Origin of the sequence: Streptomyces sp. SCSIO ZS0520, assembly GCF_025643355.1 — a bacterium.
In the GTDB taxonomy this organism is placed as follows: domain Bacteria; phylum Actinomycetota; class Actinomycetes; order Streptomycetales; family Streptomycetaceae; genus Streptomyces; species Streptomyces physcomitrii.
In genome coordinates, this window is sequence record NZ_CP092644.1 from 3287860 (window position 1) to 3304287 (window position 16428).

16 protein-coding genes are annotated in these 16428 nt (G+C 72.8%); 9 read left to right on the forward strand and 7 right to left on the reverse strand.

Annotated elements, in window-relative coordinates:
* Positions 1-94: 94 nt before the first annotated feature.
* Complete coding sequence (locus tag MID12_RS12480) at positions 95-1246, reverse strand: NADH-quinone oxidoreductase subunit D (RefSeq protein WP_107071499.1); 1152 nt, start codon at positions 1244-1246, stop codon at positions 95-97.
* A gap of 316 nt (positions 1247-1562) precedes the next feature.
* On the opposite strand from MID12_RS12480, the gene MID12_RS12485 reads away from it, so the two are divergent.
* Positions 1563-2024, forward strand: a complete 462-nt coding sequence (locus MID12_RS12485) for a PH domain-containing protein (protein ID WP_237283065.1) — start codon at positions 1563-1565, stop codon at positions 2022-2024.
* A gap of 143 nt (positions 2025-2167) precedes the next feature.
* Positions 2168-3667: a PH domain-containing protein gene (locus tag MID12_RS12490; protein ID WP_263166998.1), complete on the forward strand. Its 1500-nt coding sequence runs from the start codon at positions 2168-2170 to the stop codon at positions 3665-3667.
* A gap of 297 nt (positions 3668-3964) precedes the next feature.
* Here MID12_RS12490 and MID12_RS12495 read toward each other — a convergent pair whose 3' ends face one another.
* The 4 genes from MID12_RS12495 to MID12_RS12510 all read right to left on the reverse strand — a co-directional run bounded on the left by MID12_RS12495 (position 3965) and on the right by MID12_RS12510 (position 7821).
* Positions 3965-5056: a hypothetical protein gene (locus MID12_RS12495; RefSeq protein WP_040249970.1), complete on the reverse strand. Its 1092-nt coding sequence runs from the start codon at positions 5054-5056 to the stop codon at positions 3965-3967.
* Between the two features lie 162 nt (positions 5057-5218).
* Entirely contained in the window at positions 5219-6196 is a 978-nt protein-coding gene (locus MID12_RS12500) for an ABC transporter substrate-binding protein (protein WP_040256973.1), read from the reverse strand.
* A gap of 150 nt (positions 6197-6346) precedes the next feature.
* Positions 6347-7027, reverse strand: coding sequence for an ABC transporter permease (locus MID12_RS12505; RefSeq protein ID WP_040249974.1), 681 nt, complete (start codon positions 7025-7027; stop codon positions 6347-6349).
* Positions 7024-7821, reverse strand: a complete 798-nt coding sequence (locus MID12_RS12510) for an ABC transporter permease (protein WP_078844922.1) — start codon at positions 7819-7821, stop codon at positions 7024-7026. The genes MID12_RS12505 and MID12_RS12510 overlap by 4 nt, the downstream gene beginning before the upstream one ends.
* 152 nt (positions 7822-7973) lie before the next feature.
* On the opposite strand from MID12_RS12510, the gene MID12_RS12515 reads away from it, so the two are divergent.
* The 7 genes from MID12_RS12515 to MID12_RS12545 all read left to right on the forward strand — a co-directional run bounded on the left by MID12_RS12515 (position 7974) and on the right by MID12_RS12545 (position 13423).
* Complete coding sequence (locus MID12_RS12515; RefSeq protein WP_263167005.1) at positions 7974-9131, forward strand: ABC transporter ATP-binding protein; 1158 nt, start codon at positions 7974-7976, stop codon at positions 9129-9131.
* A 126-nt stretch (positions 9132-9257) separates the two neighbouring features.
* Positions 9258-10217, forward strand: coding sequence for a dihydropteroate synthase (gene folP / locus MID12_RS12520; RefSeq protein WP_263167006.1), 960 nt, complete (start codon positions 9258-9260; stop codon positions 10215-10217).
* A 56-nt stretch (positions 10218-10273) separates the two neighbouring features.
* Positions 10274-10726, forward strand: a complete 453-nt coding sequence (locus MID12_RS12525) for a nuclear transport factor 2 family protein (protein WP_078845424.1) — start codon at positions 10274-10276, stop codon at positions 10724-10726.
* Between the two features lie 446 nt (positions 10727-11172).
* Positions 11173-11532 (forward strand): dihydroneopterin aldolase, encoded by a 360-nt coding sequence (folB, locus tag MID12_RS12530; protein WP_040249985.1) that lies wholly within the window; start codon positions 11173-11175, stop codon positions 11530-11532.
* On the forward strand, positions 11529-12140 hold the full coding sequence (gene folK / locus MID12_RS12535; protein WP_040249987.1) for a 2-amino-4-hydroxy-6-hydroxymethyldihydropteridine diphosphokinase: 612 nt from the start codon (positions 11529-11531) through the stop codon (positions 12138-12140). Before folB ends, folK begins: the two co-directional genes overlap by 4 nt.
* 57 nt (positions 12141-12197) lie before the next feature.
* Entirely contained in the window at positions 12198-12689 is a 492-nt protein-coding gene (locus tag MID12_RS12540) for a DUF3180 domain-containing protein (RefSeq protein ID WP_040249990.1), read from the forward strand.
* Positions 12690-12751: 62 nt separating this feature from the next.
* Complete coding sequence (locus tag MID12_RS12545; RefSeq protein ID WP_263167012.1) at positions 12752-13423, forward strand: carbohydrate-binding module family 14 protein; 672 nt, start codon at positions 12752-12754, stop codon at positions 13421-13423.
* A gap of 137 nt (positions 13424-13560) precedes the next feature.
* Here the strand turns inward: MID12_RS12545 and folE are convergent, their stop codons facing one another.
* Positions 13561-14166 carry a GTP cyclohydrolase I FolE gene (gene folE, locus MID12_RS12550; protein ID WP_040249992.1) on the reverse strand — a complete coding sequence of 202 codons (606 nt, stop codon included), beginning with the start codon at positions 14164-14166 and terminating at the stop codon, positions 13561-13563.
* A gap of 121 nt (positions 14167-14287) precedes the next feature.
* Positions 14288-16342 carry an ATP-dependent zinc metalloprotease FtsH gene (gene ftsH / locus MID12_RS12555; RefSeq protein WP_040249995.1) on the reverse strand — a complete coding sequence of 685 codons (2055 nt, stop codon included), beginning with the start codon at positions 16340-16342 and terminating at the stop codon, positions 14288-14290.
* Positions 16343-16428 lie beyond the last annotated feature (86 nt).

The window sequence follows — 16428 nt, forward strand, 5'->3', positions numbered from 1 at the left end:
GACCCGCGGGGCTGACCCGCGGGACTGACCCACGGAACTGACTCACGGAACTGACTCACGGAACTGAGGTGGCGCCAACCGGAACCGCCCCGGCTCACTTGTCGATGTCGCCCACGACGAAGAAGAGCGAGCCGAGGATGGCGACCATGTCGGCGACCAGGGTGCCGGGCAGCAGCTCGGTCAGCGCCTGGATGTTGTTGAAGGAGGCCGAGCGCAGCTTGAGCCGGTACGGGGTCTTCTCGCCCTTGGACACCAGGTAGTAGCCGTTGATGCCGAGCGGGTTCTCGGTCCAGGCGTAGGTGTGGCCCTCGGGAGCCTTGAGCACCTTGGGCAGGCGCTGGTTGACCGGGCCCGGCGGCAGTTCGGCGAGGCGGTCGAGGCAGGCGGTGGCGAGTTCCAGGGAGTTGTGGGTCTGGTCCAGGAGGCATTCGAAGCGGGCCAGGCAGTCGCCGTCCTCGCGGGTGATGACGCGCAGGGTGTCCTGGAGTTCCCCGTAGGCGAGGTAGGGCTCGTCGCGGCGCAGGTCGAAGTCGACGCCGGAGGCGCGGCCGATGGGTCCGCTGACCCCGTAGGCGTGGACCGCCTCGGCGGACAGGACGCCGACGTCGCGGGTGCGGCCGCGGAAGATCTCGTTGCCGAGCACCAGGTCGTCGTAGACGTCCATCCGGGAGGTGACGTCGGCGACGGCCTGGCGGGCGCGGCCGAGCCAGCCCGCGGGGAGGTCCTCCTTGAGTCCGCCGACGCGGTTGAACATGTAGTGCATCCGGCCGCCGGAGACCTCCTCCATCACGGCCTGGAGCTCCTCGCGCTCGTGGAAGGCGTGGAAGACGGGGGTGATGCCGCCGAGCTCCAGCGGGTACGAGCCGAGGAACATCAGGTGGTTGAGGACCCGGTTCAGCTCGGCGAGCAGGGTGCGCAGCCAGACCGCGCGGGTGGGGACCTCCATGCCGAGCATGCGCTCGACGGCGAGGACCACGCCGAGTTCGTTGGAGAAGGCCGAGAGCCAGTCGTGGCGGTTGGCCAGCATGATGATCTGGCGGTAGTCACGGGCCTCGAAGAGCTTCTCCGCGCCCCGGTGCATATAGCCGATGACCGGCTCCGCCTTCTCGATCCGCTCGCCGTCGAGCACGAGCTTCAGGCGCAGCACTCCGTGCGTGGACGGATGCTGGGGCCCGATGTTGAGCACCATGTCCGTGCTCTCGGCCGCACCGCCGACGCCGATCGTGGTCTCCGTCGTGGGACTCATGCGCACAGTCTCCCCTACGTACCCTTGCGGCATGGAGACGGGGAGCGCGCGGGACGCGGAGCACGGCACGCCGGGGGCGGAGTCCGGGCTGCCGGGTACGCGGGGCGGGGCGGCGGGGGCCGGGGCGGTCGCGGGGTCGGCGGGTACGTCGGGTGCCGCGGCGGTCGCGGAGTCGGCGGAGTCGGCGGGTACGGCGAGTGGCGCGGCGGCCGCGGGGTCGGCGGAGTCGGCGGGTACGGCGAGTGGCGCGGCGGCCGCGGGGTCGGCCGATGCGGCGGTTCCCGCGAGCACGGCGGATGCCGGGTCGGCGGCCGGGCTGCCGGTGTGGGTAGGGCTTCCCGAGGGGCTGCTGCGGATGCGCAGGCTGCTGCTCCTGCTCTGGCTGGTGCCCCTGACGCTCGCCGCGGGGGTGCTGCCGGGCGTCTTCGCGGGCCCGCTCTGGGCGCTCGCCGCACTGCCGCCGCTGGCCGGGCTGCTGTGGGGGTGGCGCATGCTGCACCGCAACTGGCGCTCCTGGCGCTACGCGGAACGCTCCGACGACCTGCTCATCAGCCGGGGCGTCCTCTTCCACCAGGAGACCGTGGTGCCGTACGGGCGGATGCAACTGGTCGAGGTCACCTCGGGTCCGCTGGAGCGCCGCTTCGGCCTCGCGGGGGTCCAGCTGCACACCGCCGCCGCGGCCACCGACGCCCGGGTCCCCGGCCTCGACCCCGCCGAGGCGGAGCGCCTGCGCGACCGCCTGACCGAACTGGGCGAGGCCCGATCGGCGGGGCTGTGAACGGCGAGGGGAAGGGCGGCGCGGGGTCGGTGGATCACGGACACCCGGATCCCGGGTCCCAGGACAGCCGGTCCCAGGATGCCGTACCCCAGGACGGCCGATCCCAGGACTCCGGATCCCAGGACCGCCGACCCCAGGACTTCGTGTCCCAGGACGGCCAGTCCCACGACTCTCAGGCCCGCGACTCTCAGGCCCACGGCTCCCTGGCCCAGGACCGCCACTCCCACGACCCCGCACCCGGGACTCCGGCATCCCAGGACCCCGCATCCCGGACTCCGCCCTCTTCGTCCACCTCCACGTCCACCTCCGCCCCGTCCACCCACGAACGCCGCCTCCACCCCTTCACCCCCCTGCGGCGGGCCTGGGCGCCGTTCGCGGTGGTCGTGGGATGGGCCGTGCACGATCCGGACCACGCCTTCGAGCGGCTGACGGATCTGTCGCTGCTCACCCTGCTGCTCGGGCTCGGTGCGCTGATCGCGGCCGCCGCCCTCTACGGCTTTCTGAGCTGGTGGTACACCCACTTCGCGGTGACCGGCACCGAGCTGCGGATCCGTACCGGACTGCTGTTCCGCCGCACCGCCCATATCCGCCTGGACCGGCTGCAGGCGGTGGACGTGACCCAGCCGCTGCTGGCCCGGGTCTTCGGGGTGGCCAAGCTCCGGCTCGACGTGGTCGGCGCGGAGAAGAAGGACGAGCTGGCCTATCTCTCGGAACCGGACGCCCGCGCCTTGCGGGCCGAACTCCTCGCCCGGGCCGCGGGGTTGGCGCCCGAGACGGCGCACGAGGTCGGCGAGGCACCGGCCGAGCACCTGCTGCGGGTACCGCCGCGCTCGCTGGCCCTCTCGCTCGTCCTGAGCGGCGGGACCTGGCTCGCGCTGTTGGGTGCGCTGCTCCTGCCGACCGCGCTGTGGTTCGCCACCCACAGCCCCTGGACGGTGCTCGCCACCGGGGTGCCGCTGCTGGGTGCCGCGGGCGCGCGCAGCGCCGGGCGCTTCGCCACCGAGTACGACTGGACGCTCGCCTCCTCCCCCGACGGCCTGCGCATCGACCACGGCCTCCTGGACCGCGCGCACGAGACTGTCCCGCCGGGCCGGGTGCAGACGGTGCGCCTGATCGAACCGCTGCTGTGGCGGCGGCGCGGCTGGGTGCGGGTCGAGCTGAACGTCGCCGGGTCCAGCAACTCGGTACTGGTTCCGGTGGCGCCCCGGCCGCTCGCCGAGGCCGTGGTGGCGCGGGTCCTGCCGGGGGTCACCGTGCCCACCGGCTTCGCCCGCCCGCCGCGCCGCGCGCGCTGGAACACCCCGCTGTGGTGGCGGGGCCACGGACTGGCCGTCACCGAAGCGGTGTTCGCCACCCGGCAGGGGCTCCTCGAGCGCACCGTCCACCTGGTCCCGCACGCCAAGGTGCAGAGCGTCCGGCTGAACCAGGGCCCCTGGAAGCGGGCCCTGGGCCTCGCGGACCTCTCCGTCGACACCGGCGCGAACAAGACGGTCACCGCCCGGCTCCGGGAGGACTCGCAGGCCGCGGCCCTGCTGCGGGACCAGGCCGACCGCTCACGGACGGGCCGCCGCGACGCGGGACCGGACCGCTGGATGACCGGCCGCGGAGGCGGGGAGCCCGTCACCGCCGCGGAAGCCCTCTGAGCACGGACCTGCGAACACCGCGCTCGACCGCGGGGACCTGGGCCGTGTCCGGAAAGTCCCGCCGGCCACGGGACGCCTGGCACGCACCAGACGCCGCCTGGCCCGCCCTTCGGGCGAACGGCGAAACTTACCGACCTAGGGCCTTTCGTTTGGATCGGGCTGGATCAGGGAGCGGGGGCTGGTGCGTGCGGCTGCAAGGCGGAGGAGGGCGTCGACGCGGAGCGTCGGCAACCGACGACAACGCCGCAGATGTGCGTGCCGGCCCCCGCGAGCCCAGCCCGATCCAAACGAAAGACCCTAGGACACCGCGCTGCGCAGTTCCGTCATGTCGATCGGCTCGGTCTCGTCGTGCGCCGTCAGGTCGATGACCTGGCCCACCGCCTGCTCGCGCAGACCGGCCGGGCGGTAGCGGGACTCCGACTCGGCCTTGTGGACCGCGAGGGCCTCCTCGCCGACGACGTCCGCGAGGTCGCTGTTCTGGGCGGCCTCCAGGGCCGCGGAGGAGGGCGCCGCGTGCTTCGTGCCGAAGAAGTCGAACCCGCCCTGGGGGACGGTGCGGTGGGCGGACGCGGGCGGCACCGCCGCCGCGGCCGGCACCGTGAAGTGACGCGGAGCGGCGGCCGTACGGGTGTGCTCGCCGGCCGCCCCCGCATTCCCCCGTGCCTCGCCCTCCTCCGGCCCGGCGCCCTGGCCGGGGATCCGCGGCGCGGGTGCGGGTGTCAGCGGTGCGTTGCCGAAGGCGGAGAAGCCGTCCCCGGTGCCGCCGGGCCGGTTCACGGTGCCGTGCAGCGCGCCGCCGGTGCGGTCGCCGCGGGCCGGTTGCGGGCGGCCGCCGCGGGCCAGCCGGTCCAGGGCGGCGTTGGCCTCCCGGAAGAGGGTGGAGCCGGTGGGCGGGGTGACGACCGGCGCCGCGGTCAGCGCCTTCGCGGGCACGCTCGCCTCGATCGCGAGCCGGCGGCGGCCCTCCAGGGCGCTGGCGCGCTCGGTCTCGGCGTTGGCGTAGCGGCGCAGCAGGGCGGCGTGCTCGTTGCGCAGCGCGGCGAGTTCGGTGCGCTTGGCGCGCAGCTTCTGCTCGATGCGGGTGCGGACCTCGCGGGACTCCTCCAGGTCCGACTCCAGCTCGGCGGTGCGTTCCTCGTAGCGCCACTCGTCGCCCTTGCGGGCGCGTTCCAGTTCGGCGACGCGGCGGCCGGCGACCCGGTCCCAGCGGCGCATGACGACCGCGCCGACGAGGGTGGGCACCGCGGCGGCCGCGACCAGGCCACGGAGCAGCGTCGGCTCCGTGAAGAGCCAGGCGCCGGCGGCGCAGGCGACGGAGACCCCGGCGATGGCCGACGGGGGGAGGAGCCTGTGCAGGGGTGGGGAATGGCGGTGGCGTCCACGTGGCATGGCCAGAAACTTACCGCGCGTACGCGAATCGTGGTGGCCGGGCCGGTAAAAAACCGGTACCCGGCGGCCGTGATTCTTCTTTCCGCCCGCCGTGAATAGCGGCCCGGCGGCCCGCGGCCTCCCCGCCCCCGCTCACTCCCTCACTTCCCGCTCACCTTTTGCTCACTTCTTGAGGAGCCCCTTCGACTCCAGGTACTCCTTGGCCACGTCGGCCTCCTTCTGCCGCTCGGCGTCGACCTTGCGGTTCAGCTCGATGAGGTCCTCGGTGGTGAGGGTCTCGGTGAGCTTGCCGAGTGCCGCGGCGACCTCCTTGCCGCCCGCGTCCTCGGCGTTGACGACCGGCAGGATGTTGTCCGCGTTCTGGAGCTTCTTGTCGTCCTCGAGGAGGACGAGGCCGAAGGTCTTCAGGGTGGCGTCGGTGGTCGTGGTGAGCGCCAGCTGGTCGGTGCCGTTCTTGACCGCCTGCTTGGACTGGGTGGTGCCCACGCCCTTGGGGTCGATTCCGGTGACCTTGATTCCGTACGTCTTCTTCAGACCCGGTGCGCAGAACGGCCGGGACTCGCATTCGTCACCGGCGGCGATCTTGACTTCCTCGCCCGACCTGCCGAGATCCGAAAGGGTCTTGAGCTTGTGCTTCTTGGCGAAATCGGCGCTGACCGCGAAGGCGTTCTGGTCGACGGCCTCTCCGGCGGGCAGCACCTTGAGGCCCTGCGGCTCGGCAAAGCCCTTGAGCGCGGTCAGCGTCGCGTCGAGATCGCTGGAGGCGGCGGCTTTCGCCTTGGGGCCGTTCTTCTTCAGGTTGAAGAATTCGGTGAGGGTGGCCGCGTATTCCGGTACGACGTCGATGGTGCCCTTCTCCAGCTCCGGTTCGTACACCTCGCGGTTCTGCACGGTCTTGGTGGAGGCGTCGTAACCGGCTTCCTTGAGCACCTGCACATAGAGCTCGGCGAGGACCTTGGCCTCGGTGAAGCGGGCCGCGCCCACCACGAGCGAGCCCTTCTTGCCGCCGCCGGAGTCGCCCTTGCCGTCGTCCTCCAGGCTGTCGCCGCCGCAGGCCGCCAGCGAGCCCGCGAGCGCCGCCGCCGCGAGGGCGGCCACCGCGGCCCGTTTCCTTCTGCTGTTCATCGCCCTGCTGTTCATCGCCGTCCCCATTCGGAATTTCCAGGAAGTCGCTACTGCTCGGAAGTGATCACTACTGCTGCCGCGGTACTGCGGGTCGTCGCGCGCCGGTCGCGGACATCGGTGCCGGGCGCCGGTGGTACGGGACTCGCGGGCCGTACGGCGGACGGCTCACCGCGCCGTTCCCGAGCGGCCGCGCATCGGGTCGAAGGCCTTGCCCGCGAGGACGAGCGCCGCCTCCACGAGCAGGGCGAGCAGGGCGACCAGGAAGGCGCCCGCGACGACCTGCGGGGTGTTCTGGAGGTTGAACCCGGCCGTGATGATCCGGCCGAGGCCGCCCTCCCCCGCCATCGCGGCGAGGGTGGCGGTGGCGACGACCTGGACGGCGGCGGAGCGGATGCCGGTCATCACCAGGCCGTAGGCGAGCGGGAGTTCGACCCGCCGGAAGACCTGGCCGCCGCTCATGCCCATGCCGCGCGCCGCCTCGACCACCGAGCGGTCCACCTCGCGCATGCCGAGGTAGGCGTTGGTCAGCATCGGCGGCACCGCGAAGAGCACCAGCGCGATCAGCGTCGGCAGGTCCCCGTGCTCGCCGAGCGGGGTGAGCGTGAGCAGCACCAGGACCGCGAGGGTCGGCACCGCGCGGCCGATGTTGGAGATGTTGACCGCGAGCGCGCCGCCCTTGCCGAGGTGGCCGAGCCAGAGCGCGAGCGGCAGCGCGATCAGGCAGGCCACGGCGAGGCAGACGCCGCTGAAGTACAGGTGCTCGGTGAGGCGGTGCCAGACGCCTTTCTCGCCCTGCCAGTTGGCGCCGGTGGTGAGCCAGTCCCAGGCCCCGGATATCGCGTTCATGCGGGATCAGCCGCCTTCGCCACGCTCGCGCCGCCGGCGGTTGCCGCTGCCGTGTCCTTCGCCTTCGCGATCGGGCCCCCGCCGCCCGGTCCCGAACGCCTCCGTATCCGCGGGCCCCGGCTCGCCGCCCTGGTCGCCCTCGTCCAAGGGGTGAGCAGCCACTGCACTGCGAGCAGCAGCAGGTCGGCGGCGAGCGCGAGCAGCACACAGAGCACGGAGGCGGTGAGCACCTGCGCCTTGAAGGTGGTGTCGAGCCCGTCGAGTATCAGGCTGCCGAGGCCGCCGTAGTCGACGATCGCGCCCACCGTGGTGAGGGCGACCGTGGAGACGGTGGCGATGCGCACCCCGGCGAGCAGGGCCGGGAGGGCGAGCGGGAGTTCGACCTCCCAGAGGAGCCTCGCCGGTCCGTAGCCGAGCCCGCGGGCGGCCTCCTTGGCCTCCTCGGGGACGGCCTGCAGCCCGGCGAGGATGTTGCGCACCAGGATGGTGAGCGAGTACATCACCAGGCCGGTGACCACGAGCGAGGCCGAGAGCCCGAAGAGGGGCAGCAGCAGCGAGAACATCGCCAGCGAGGGCACCGTGTAGAGCACGGTGGTCAGGCCGAGCACCGGTCCGGCAAAGGCCTTCCGGCGGGCGAGCAGCGCCAGCGGGAAGGCCACCAGGACGCCTATCGCGACCGAGGCCGCCGTGATGCCGATGTGCTGCACGGTCGCGTCCGTGAGGTCCTGTGACCGCGAGCGCAGGTACTCCCCGCAGATCCAGTCGTTCGCCACCAGGCAGTTCTGCTTGCTCACTCGCCCCACCTCCCCCGAATCCCCTGAACATATGTCCGTCGACCTGAGACAGTCGATCGCTGGCGACCCTAACCCCGGGCACCGACAATCACCGAGGGCCGTCGTACCCGCGCAACATGTCCTTCACAATCCGCCCACCACAATGGGGACCCATGATTCGGTTCGAGAACGTCACCAAGCGGTACGCGGACGGCACCACGGCCGTCGACGAGCTGTCCTTCGAGGTCGCGGACGGCGAGCTTGTGACGCTCGTCGGGCCCTCCGGCTGCGGCAAGACGACCACCATGAAGATGGTCAACCGGCTCATCGAGCCGTCAAGTGGCCGGATATTCCTCGACAACGAGGACATATCCACCGTGGATCCCGTCCAACTGCGGCGCCGTATCGGCTATGTGATCCAGCAGGTCGGCCTCTTCCCGCACAAGACCGTCCTGGACAACACCGCCACCGTGCCGCATCTGCTCGGCACCGGCCGCGCCAAGGCCCGCGCCCGCGCGGCCGAACTCCTCGACCTGGTCGGCCTCGACCCCGAGGTCTACGGCGAGCGGTACCCGGAGCAGCTCTCCGGCGGCCAGCGCCAGCGCGTCGGCGTCGCCCGCGCGCTCGCCGCCGACCCGCCGGTGCTGCTCATGGACGAGCCCTTCGGCGCGGTCGACCCGGTGGTCCGCGAACGCCTGCAGTCGGAGTTCCTGCGGCTTCAGCAGGAGGTGCGCAAGACGGTGCTCTTCGTCACCCACGACATCGAGGAGGCGGTCCGCCTCGGCGACCGCATCGCGGTGTACGGGCAGGGCCGCATCGAGCAGTTCGACACCCCCTCCGCCGTCCTCGGGGCGCCCGCGACCGACTACGTCGCCGACTTCGTGGGCGCCGACCGCGGCCTCAAGCGCCTGTCGGTCACCCCCATCGAGGAGAGCGACCTCGAACAGCCGCCGGTCGTCCACCTCGACGACACCCTGCCGCGCACCCTCGACGCCCCCTGGGCGGTCGTCCTGGACTCCGCCGACGAGCTGCACGGCTGGATCTCCGGTGCCCACGCCGCCGAGCGCACCGGTTCGGTACGCGAGCACGCCCGCCGGATGGAGGCCTGGCTGCCGCTCGGCGCCTCCCTGAAGCAGGCCTTCGCCACCATGCTCCAGCACGACGCGGGCTGGATCGCCGTCCTGGACAAGGACGAGCACCGCTTCCTCGGCGTCCTCACCCCGGCGAAGCTGCACGAGGCCCTGCGGCGCTCCACCGCCGCCGACGCGCAGGCCATCGCCCGCGCCGAGGTGCAGCTCGAATCCGTGGACGCGGTGGTGGGCAGCCCCTGAACCGGCCCCGGACCGTGCCGGCGCCCGCACCCGGCACCCACCGGCCCGCACCCCGGCCGCCCCGGCGCGTGCGCGCGCACCCCGGCGCCCGGGCGGCCACCGCGCGCCGGGGCCTACGCTGAGGGCATGAGTGCGTTGCGTGAGCCCCAGGACCGCGGCCGGGTGGCAGGACTGCCCCGATGGGACCGCTGTGCCGTGATGGGCGTCGTCAACGTGACGCCCGACTCCTTCTCCGACGGCGGCCGCTACTTCGACCCGTCCACCGCGGTCAAGGGCGGCCTGGACCTGGTCGCCCAGGGCGCCGACCTGGTCGACGTGGGCGGCGAGTCCACCCGCCCCGGCGCCGCCCGCGTCGACGAGGACGAGGAGCTGCGCCGCGTCCTGCCCGTGGTGCGGGGCCTGGCCGCCGAGGGCGTGACCGTCTCGGTGGACACCATGCGCGCCTCGGTCGCCGAGAAGGCCCTCGCCGCCGGGGCCGTCCTCGTCAACGATGTCAGCGGCGGCCTCGCCGACGAGGCGATGGTCCCGGTGGTCGCCGCCGCCGGCGCCCCCTTCGTCGTCATGCACTGGCGCGGCTTCCTGGAGGGCGTCACCGTCCGCGGCTCCTACCAGGACGTGGTCGGCGAGGTCCTCGGCGAACTGCGGGCCCGGGTGGACGCCGTCGTCGCGGGCGGCATCGCCCCCGACCGCCTCGTCATCGACCCCGGACTCGGCTTCTCCAAGGAGGCCGAGCACGACCTCGTCCTCCTCGCCCACCTCGACCGGCTGCGCGCGCTCGGCCACCCGCTGCTCGTCGCCGCCTCCCGCAAACGCTTCCTCGGCCGCGTCCTCGCCTCCCCCGGCGGCTCCCCGCCGCCGGCCCGCGAACGCGACGCCGCCACCGCCGCCGTCTCCGCCCTCGCCGCCGACCGGGGCGCCTGGGCGGTCCGCGTCCACGAGGTGCGGGCCACCGCCGACGCGGTCCGCGTGGCCCACGCCGTACAGCAGGCCCGTACCGCCGCCCCCGGCGCGACCGGCGACGGCACGGCCCCCACCGCCGCCCGCCCGGCACCCGGCCCCACCGGCACCCCCGGAGAGACCCTGTGACCTCGACGACCGACACCGAGGACGTCCAGCTCGCCAACACCGCCTTCTACGAGGCCATGGAGCGCGGCGACTTCGAGACCCTCACCGGCCTGTGGCTGGACCCCGCCGACATCGCCGCCACCCCCGGCGCCGAGGGCGCGAAGCCGGACGGCGCGAGCCCCGCCGAGGTCTCCTGCGTGCACCCCGGCTGGCCGCTGCTCACCGGCCGCGGGGAGGTGCTCCGCTCGTACGCGCTGATCATGGCGAACACCGAGTACATCCAGTTCTTCCTCACCGATGTGCAGGTCTCGGTGCTCGCCGACACCGCCCTGGTCACCTGCACCGAGAACATCCTCAGCGGCGGGCCCGCCCCCGCCGAGGGCGAGGACCCCGGCCCGCTGCTCGGCCAGCTCGTGGTCGCCACCAACGTCTTCCGCCGCACCGCCGAGGGATGGAAACTGTGGTCGCACCACGCCTCCCCGGTACTGGCCGAATCCGATGAGCCCGAAGGGGACGAGTCGCCCCTGTGAGCGGGTGGACCCCCGGTACGGCGACCCGGCTCCCCGGCGCCCGGACCGGGGCCCCGCCCGGCCCCGCGGCCCCCGGCGGGCCCCCGTCCGCGGGGACCGTCACCCCTCGCGGGTAGATTCGATCAGGCCGAAGCCGCCGCCGGAGGGGCAGGAGCCGCCCGGCGGGGTACGAGCCACCGGGCGGGGCCGCACACCACCGCGACCGCGCGGGAGCGGTACCCGGGGGCCACCCGGGCACCCGCACCACCGGCCCGCGGCCCGCGCCGCCGTGACAACAGACCCACAGCCCACCGAACCAGAGGGCGCACCGCCGGGACCCGGCCGTCCCCGCGGACCGCGCCCCGCCGAAGCCGCCGAGGCCGCCCGCAAGCGCCCGAGGCACACCGCTCGTACGAGCCCGGAGCAAGCCGCTCGTCACGAGCCCGAGCACTGCAGGAGTGATCCGCGTGGACCGTGTCGCGCTGCGGGGCCTGAGGGCCCGCGGACACCACGGAGTCTTCCCCCAGGAACGCGAGGAGGGCCAGACCTTCGTCGTCGACCTCGTCCTCGGCCTGGACACCCGGCCCGCCGCCGCCACCGACGACCTCACCAGGACCGTGCACTACGGGATCGTGGCGGAGGAGGTCGCGGCCATCGTGCAGGGCGAGCCGGTGGACCTGATCGAGACCCTGGCCGCGCGGATCGCCGAGTCCTGCCTGCGCCACGAAGGCGTCGAGGAGGTCGAGGTGTGCGTGCACAAACCGCAGGCCCCGATCACCGTCCCCTTCGACGACGTGACCGTCACCATCACCCGGAGCCGAGTATGACTGCCTTCCCGAGCGAGGGTCCCAGCGATCCGACCGTCCAGCCGGTACCCGCCGCCGTGGTGGAACAGGTCGACGCCGCCGACACCACCCTCAGCAACCCCCACCTCGCCGTGCTCTCCCTCGGCAGCAACCTCGGCAACCGCCTGGAGACCCTCCAGGGCGCCGTCGACGCCCTGGAGGACACCCCGGGCGTACGCGTCAAGGCGGTCTCCGGGGTCTACGAGACCGAGCCCTGGGGCGTCGACCCGGACAGCCAGCCCGCCTACTTCAACGCCGTCGTCGTGCTGCGCACCACGCTGCCGCCGGACTCCCTCCTGGAGCGTGCCCAGGCCGTCGAGGAGGCCTTCGACCGGGTACGGCACGAGCGCTGGGCGGCCCGCACCATCGACGTCGACATCGTCACCTACGGCGAGGTCCGCTCCGAGGACCCGGCGCTGACCCTGCCCCACCCGCGCGCCCACGAGCGCGCCTTCGTCCTGGTGCCCTGGCTGGACGTGGAACCCGCGGCCCAGCTGCCCGGCCGCGGCGAGGTGGCCGCGCTCGCCGAGTCCGTCGGCCGCACCGGTGTGGTGCCGCGGCCGGACCTGGAACTCAGGCTGCCGGAATAGTCGTTAGGGTCGTGAGGACGGGCCGCGAGGCGGCGGCCCGACCGGCGAAGGGACGAAGTGGAACAGCTGCGCATCAGGACACTGGCCGGGGTCTTCCTCGCGGCCGGGCTCGTGAGCTGGGCGGGCGCCCGGCTCTGGGACTCCAAGGGCACCCTGCCGAAGGTGCCGCTCGCCGCCCCCATCGTGCTCGCGGTGATCGCGGTCGTCCTGCTCGCCACCGCCCTGTCCCTGCGCACCCGCCTCAGGGCCCAGCGCGAACGCCGCCCCGGTGCCAAGGGCGTCGACCCGATGATGGCCGCCCGCGCGGTCGTCTTCGGGCACGCCAGCGCCCTGGTGGCCGCCCTGGTCTCCGGCATGTACGGCGGCACCGGCGCCTACCTCCTCGAATTCCTCGACCTCCCCGACCGCCGCGACCAGGCCTTCTACGCCGGGGCCTCGGTGCTCACCGGGATCGCGGTGATAGCGGCCGCCTTCTTCCTGGAGCGCGTCTGCAGGCTCCCCGAGGACGAGAACGACGAGAACGGCACGGGCGCCACCCGCGCGACCTGAGCCACCGGGCGCCCCGGCCGCCCACCTCTCACCTTGCGTAGCCCCTGCGTAACTTAGGGCCCATGACCCTGCGCACCACCGCCACGGCACTCGGCGCCGCACTCCTCGCCGCGAGCACCGCCACCCTCGCCTCCCCCGCGGACGCCCTCGCCCGCCACTCCCCCGCGGTCGCGCCCGCCTCACCCGCGGCCGCCCCCGCCTCCTCCTCGGCCGCCCCCCTCGCCGCCGCGGCCGCCCCCGTCGCGCCCGGCGCCGGGGGTGCCGACCCGCTGCCGGGCCCCTGCCTCGACGGTCCCGCGACCGGGGCCGACATCCGGCCGGACGGCGCGGCCCCGGGCTGGTTCTACCGCTGCTCCGGGAAGACCCCGTACCGCAAGCCCTGCCCGGCCGGTCTGCACTGGAGCGGGCTGCTCGCCACCTGCGACCGCCCGGCCCGGGCCCGCTACGCCACCGACCTGGAGACGGAGCCGGTGCACTCGGTCGCCGCGGGGCCGCTGCGCGCCCACCTGACGGTCGAGGCCGAGGGCACCCCGATCGCCCACGCGCGGATCACCTTCACCACCCCCGAGGGCACCCCCCTGTGCACCGCCCGCACCACCGTCAACGGCGAGGCCGCCTGCACCCCGCGCACCCGGCTCCCGGGCGGCAGGCCCCTGTCGCGGAGCTTCACCGCCGCGTACGCGGGCAACGGCGCGGCGGAGGGGTCGACGGCCTGGGGTAAGGCGGAGAGCTGAGCCGAACGCCCCCGGCCCGGCAGCCGATCCGGCAGCGGACAGGGACCGGAGGCGGGCCGGGCGCCCTCGGCAGGACCCGGCCGAGCAGCCAGGCGGGCAACCTCGGCGAGCCCGGCGGACAGCCCGGCAGAACCGGTTCAGCGCGCCATGATCAGGCTCATCGCCTCGGCCCGGGTCGCCGGGTGGCGCAACTGGCCCCGGACCGCCGAGGTGAGGGTCTTCGCGCCCGGCTTGCGCACCCCGCGCATGGTCATGCACATGTGCTCGCACTCCACCACCACGATCACCCCGCGCGGCTCCAGTATGTGCATCAGCGAGTCGGCGATCTGCGTGGTCAGGCGCTCCTGGACCTGCGGGCGGCGCGCGTACACGTCCACCAGGCGGGCCAGCTTGGACAGTCCGGTGATCTTGCCGTCCGAGGACGGGATATAGCCGACGTGGGCGACCCCGACGAAGGGGACCAGATGGTGCTCGCAGGAGGACATCACCTCGATGTCCTTCACCAGGACCATCTCGTCGTGCCCCAGGTCGAACGTCGTCGTCAGGACGTCCTCGGGCTCCTGCCACAGCCCGGCGAAGATCTCGCGGTAGGCCCGGGCCACCCGTGCCGGGGTCTCCCGCAGGCCCTCGCGGTCCGGGTCCTCGCCGACCGCAATGAGCAGTTCCCGTACGGCGTTCTGCGCACGCTTCTCGTCGAAGGTGCCTATGTTTCCCTCGCCGTCCAGGGTCACCGGATCGGTCATCTGTGCCTCGTTCCTCGGGTGTGACAGGCGGACATAAACGAAATGCCGCGGCCCCCAGGCTAGAACCTGGGGGCCGCGGCATCCATTCCGGGCCTGTCCGGCACCGGGACGATCCGGGAGGTCAGGCCTCCGGACGGTCCTCCGGGGCGGGGGCGGCGTCGGGCTTGGTGAGCGGCGGCGGGGTGTCCGCCGGAGCGGCACCTGCCGGACCGGTCACCGCCGGGGTGCCGTTCGCGCCGTTCGTCAGGGACAGCTCCTTGGGGGAGAGCACCGGCGGACGGGTCGAGGGCGTACGGCGGGAGGAGCCGGTCCACGCCGGACGGGCGGGCCGCTTGACGATGGGGGCGAAGACCTCGGCGATCTCCTCCTTGCCCAGCGTCTCCTTCTCCAGGAGGGCGAGGACCAGGTTGTCGAGGACGTCGCGGTTCTCGACCAGGATCTCCCAGGCCTCGTTGTGCGCGTTCTCGATGAGCTTCTTGACCTCTTCGTCGACGAGCGCGGCGACCTCTTCCGAGTAGTCGCGCTGGTGCGCCATCTCCCGGCCCAGGAAGGGCTCGGTGTTGTCGCCGCCGAACTTGATCGCGCCGAGCCGCTCGGTCATGCCGTACTGCGTGACCATCGCGCGGGCCGTGGCGGTGGCCTTCTCGATGTCGTTGGCGGCGCCGGTGGTCGGATCGTGGAAGACGAGCTCCTCCGCGGCGCGGCCGCCCAGCATGTACGCGAGCTGGTCGAGCATCTCGTTGCGCGTGGTGGAGTACTTGTCCTCGTCGGGCAGGACCATGGTGTAGCCGAGCGCACGGCCTCGGGAGAGGATCGTGATCTTGTGCACCGGGTCGGAGTTGGGTGAGGCCGCCGCGACCAGGGCGTGACCGCCCTCGTGGTACGCGGTGATCTTCTTCTCCTTGTCCGACATGATCCGGGTCCGCTTCTGCGGTCCGGCCACCACGCGGTCGATCGCCTCGTCGAGCATGTGGTTGTCGATGAGCTTCTGGTTGCTGCGCGCGGTGAGCAGGGCGGCCTCGTTGAGGACGTTGCTCAGGTCGGCGCCGGTGAAGCCGGGGGTGCGGCGGGCGACGGCCGAGAGGTCGACGTCCTGGGCGACGGGCTTGCCCTTCTGGTGCACCTTGAGGATCTCCAGGCGGCCCTGCATGTCGGGGCGGTCGACCGCGATCTGCCGGTCGAAGCGGCCCGGGCGCAGCAGCGCCGGGTCGAGGATGTCCGGCCGGTTGGTGGCGGCGATCAGGATGACGCCGCCCTTCACGTCGAAGCCGTCCATCTCCACGAGGAGCTGGTTGAGCGTCTGCTCGCGCTCGTCGTGACCGCCGCCGAGGCCCGCGCCGCGGTGCCGTCCGACGGCGTCGATCTCGTCGACGAAGACGATGGCCGGGGCGTTCGCCTTGGCCTGCTCGAAGAGGTCGCGCACCCGGGAGGCGCCGACACCGACGAACATCTCGACGAAGTCGGAGCCGGAGATCGAGTAGAACGGCACGCCCGCCTCGCCCGCGACGGCGCGCGCGAGGAGCGTCTTGCCGGTTCCGGGCGGGCCGTACAGGAGCACGCCCTTGGGGATCTTGGCGCCGACGGCCTGGAACTTCGCCGGTTCCTGGAGGAACTCCTTGATCTCCTGGAGTTCCTCGACGGCCTCGTCGGAGCCCGCCACGTCGGAGAAGGTCGTCTTCGGGGTGTCCTTGGTGATGAGCTTCGCCTTGGACTTCCCGAAGTTCATGACCCGGGAGCCGCCGCCCTGCATCTGGTTCATCAGGAACAGGAAGACGACGACGATGAGGACGAAGGGGAGCAGCGAGAGCAGGATCCCGACGAAGGGGTTCTGCTTCGAGGGCGAGACGGTGTACCCGTCCGGGATCTGCTTGTCCTCGTACTTGGCCTGCAGGTCCTTGGCGAGTTCGACGCCCTGGTCGCCGATGTAGCTCGCCTGGATCTTGGAGCTGCCCTCGACCTTCTGGCCCTTTTTGAGCTCTACCTTGATGTTGTGTTCGTCACCGGTGGTCAGCTTGGCCGACTTCACCTGGTTGTCGTCGATTGCCTGGACGACCTGGCCGGTGTCCACCGTCTTGTGGCCGCCGGACGAACCGACGACCGTCATCAACACGACCACGGCGAGGACGGCCAGCACGATCCACATGACCGGCCCACGGAAGTATCGCTTCACGTCCATCCATACGGAGCGGTGCCGCCCCGTCCCTCCTGCCATAGTGAGTTTGGTAAAGAGTGTTCTTCGGACGGTACCCCAGCTTTGTCACC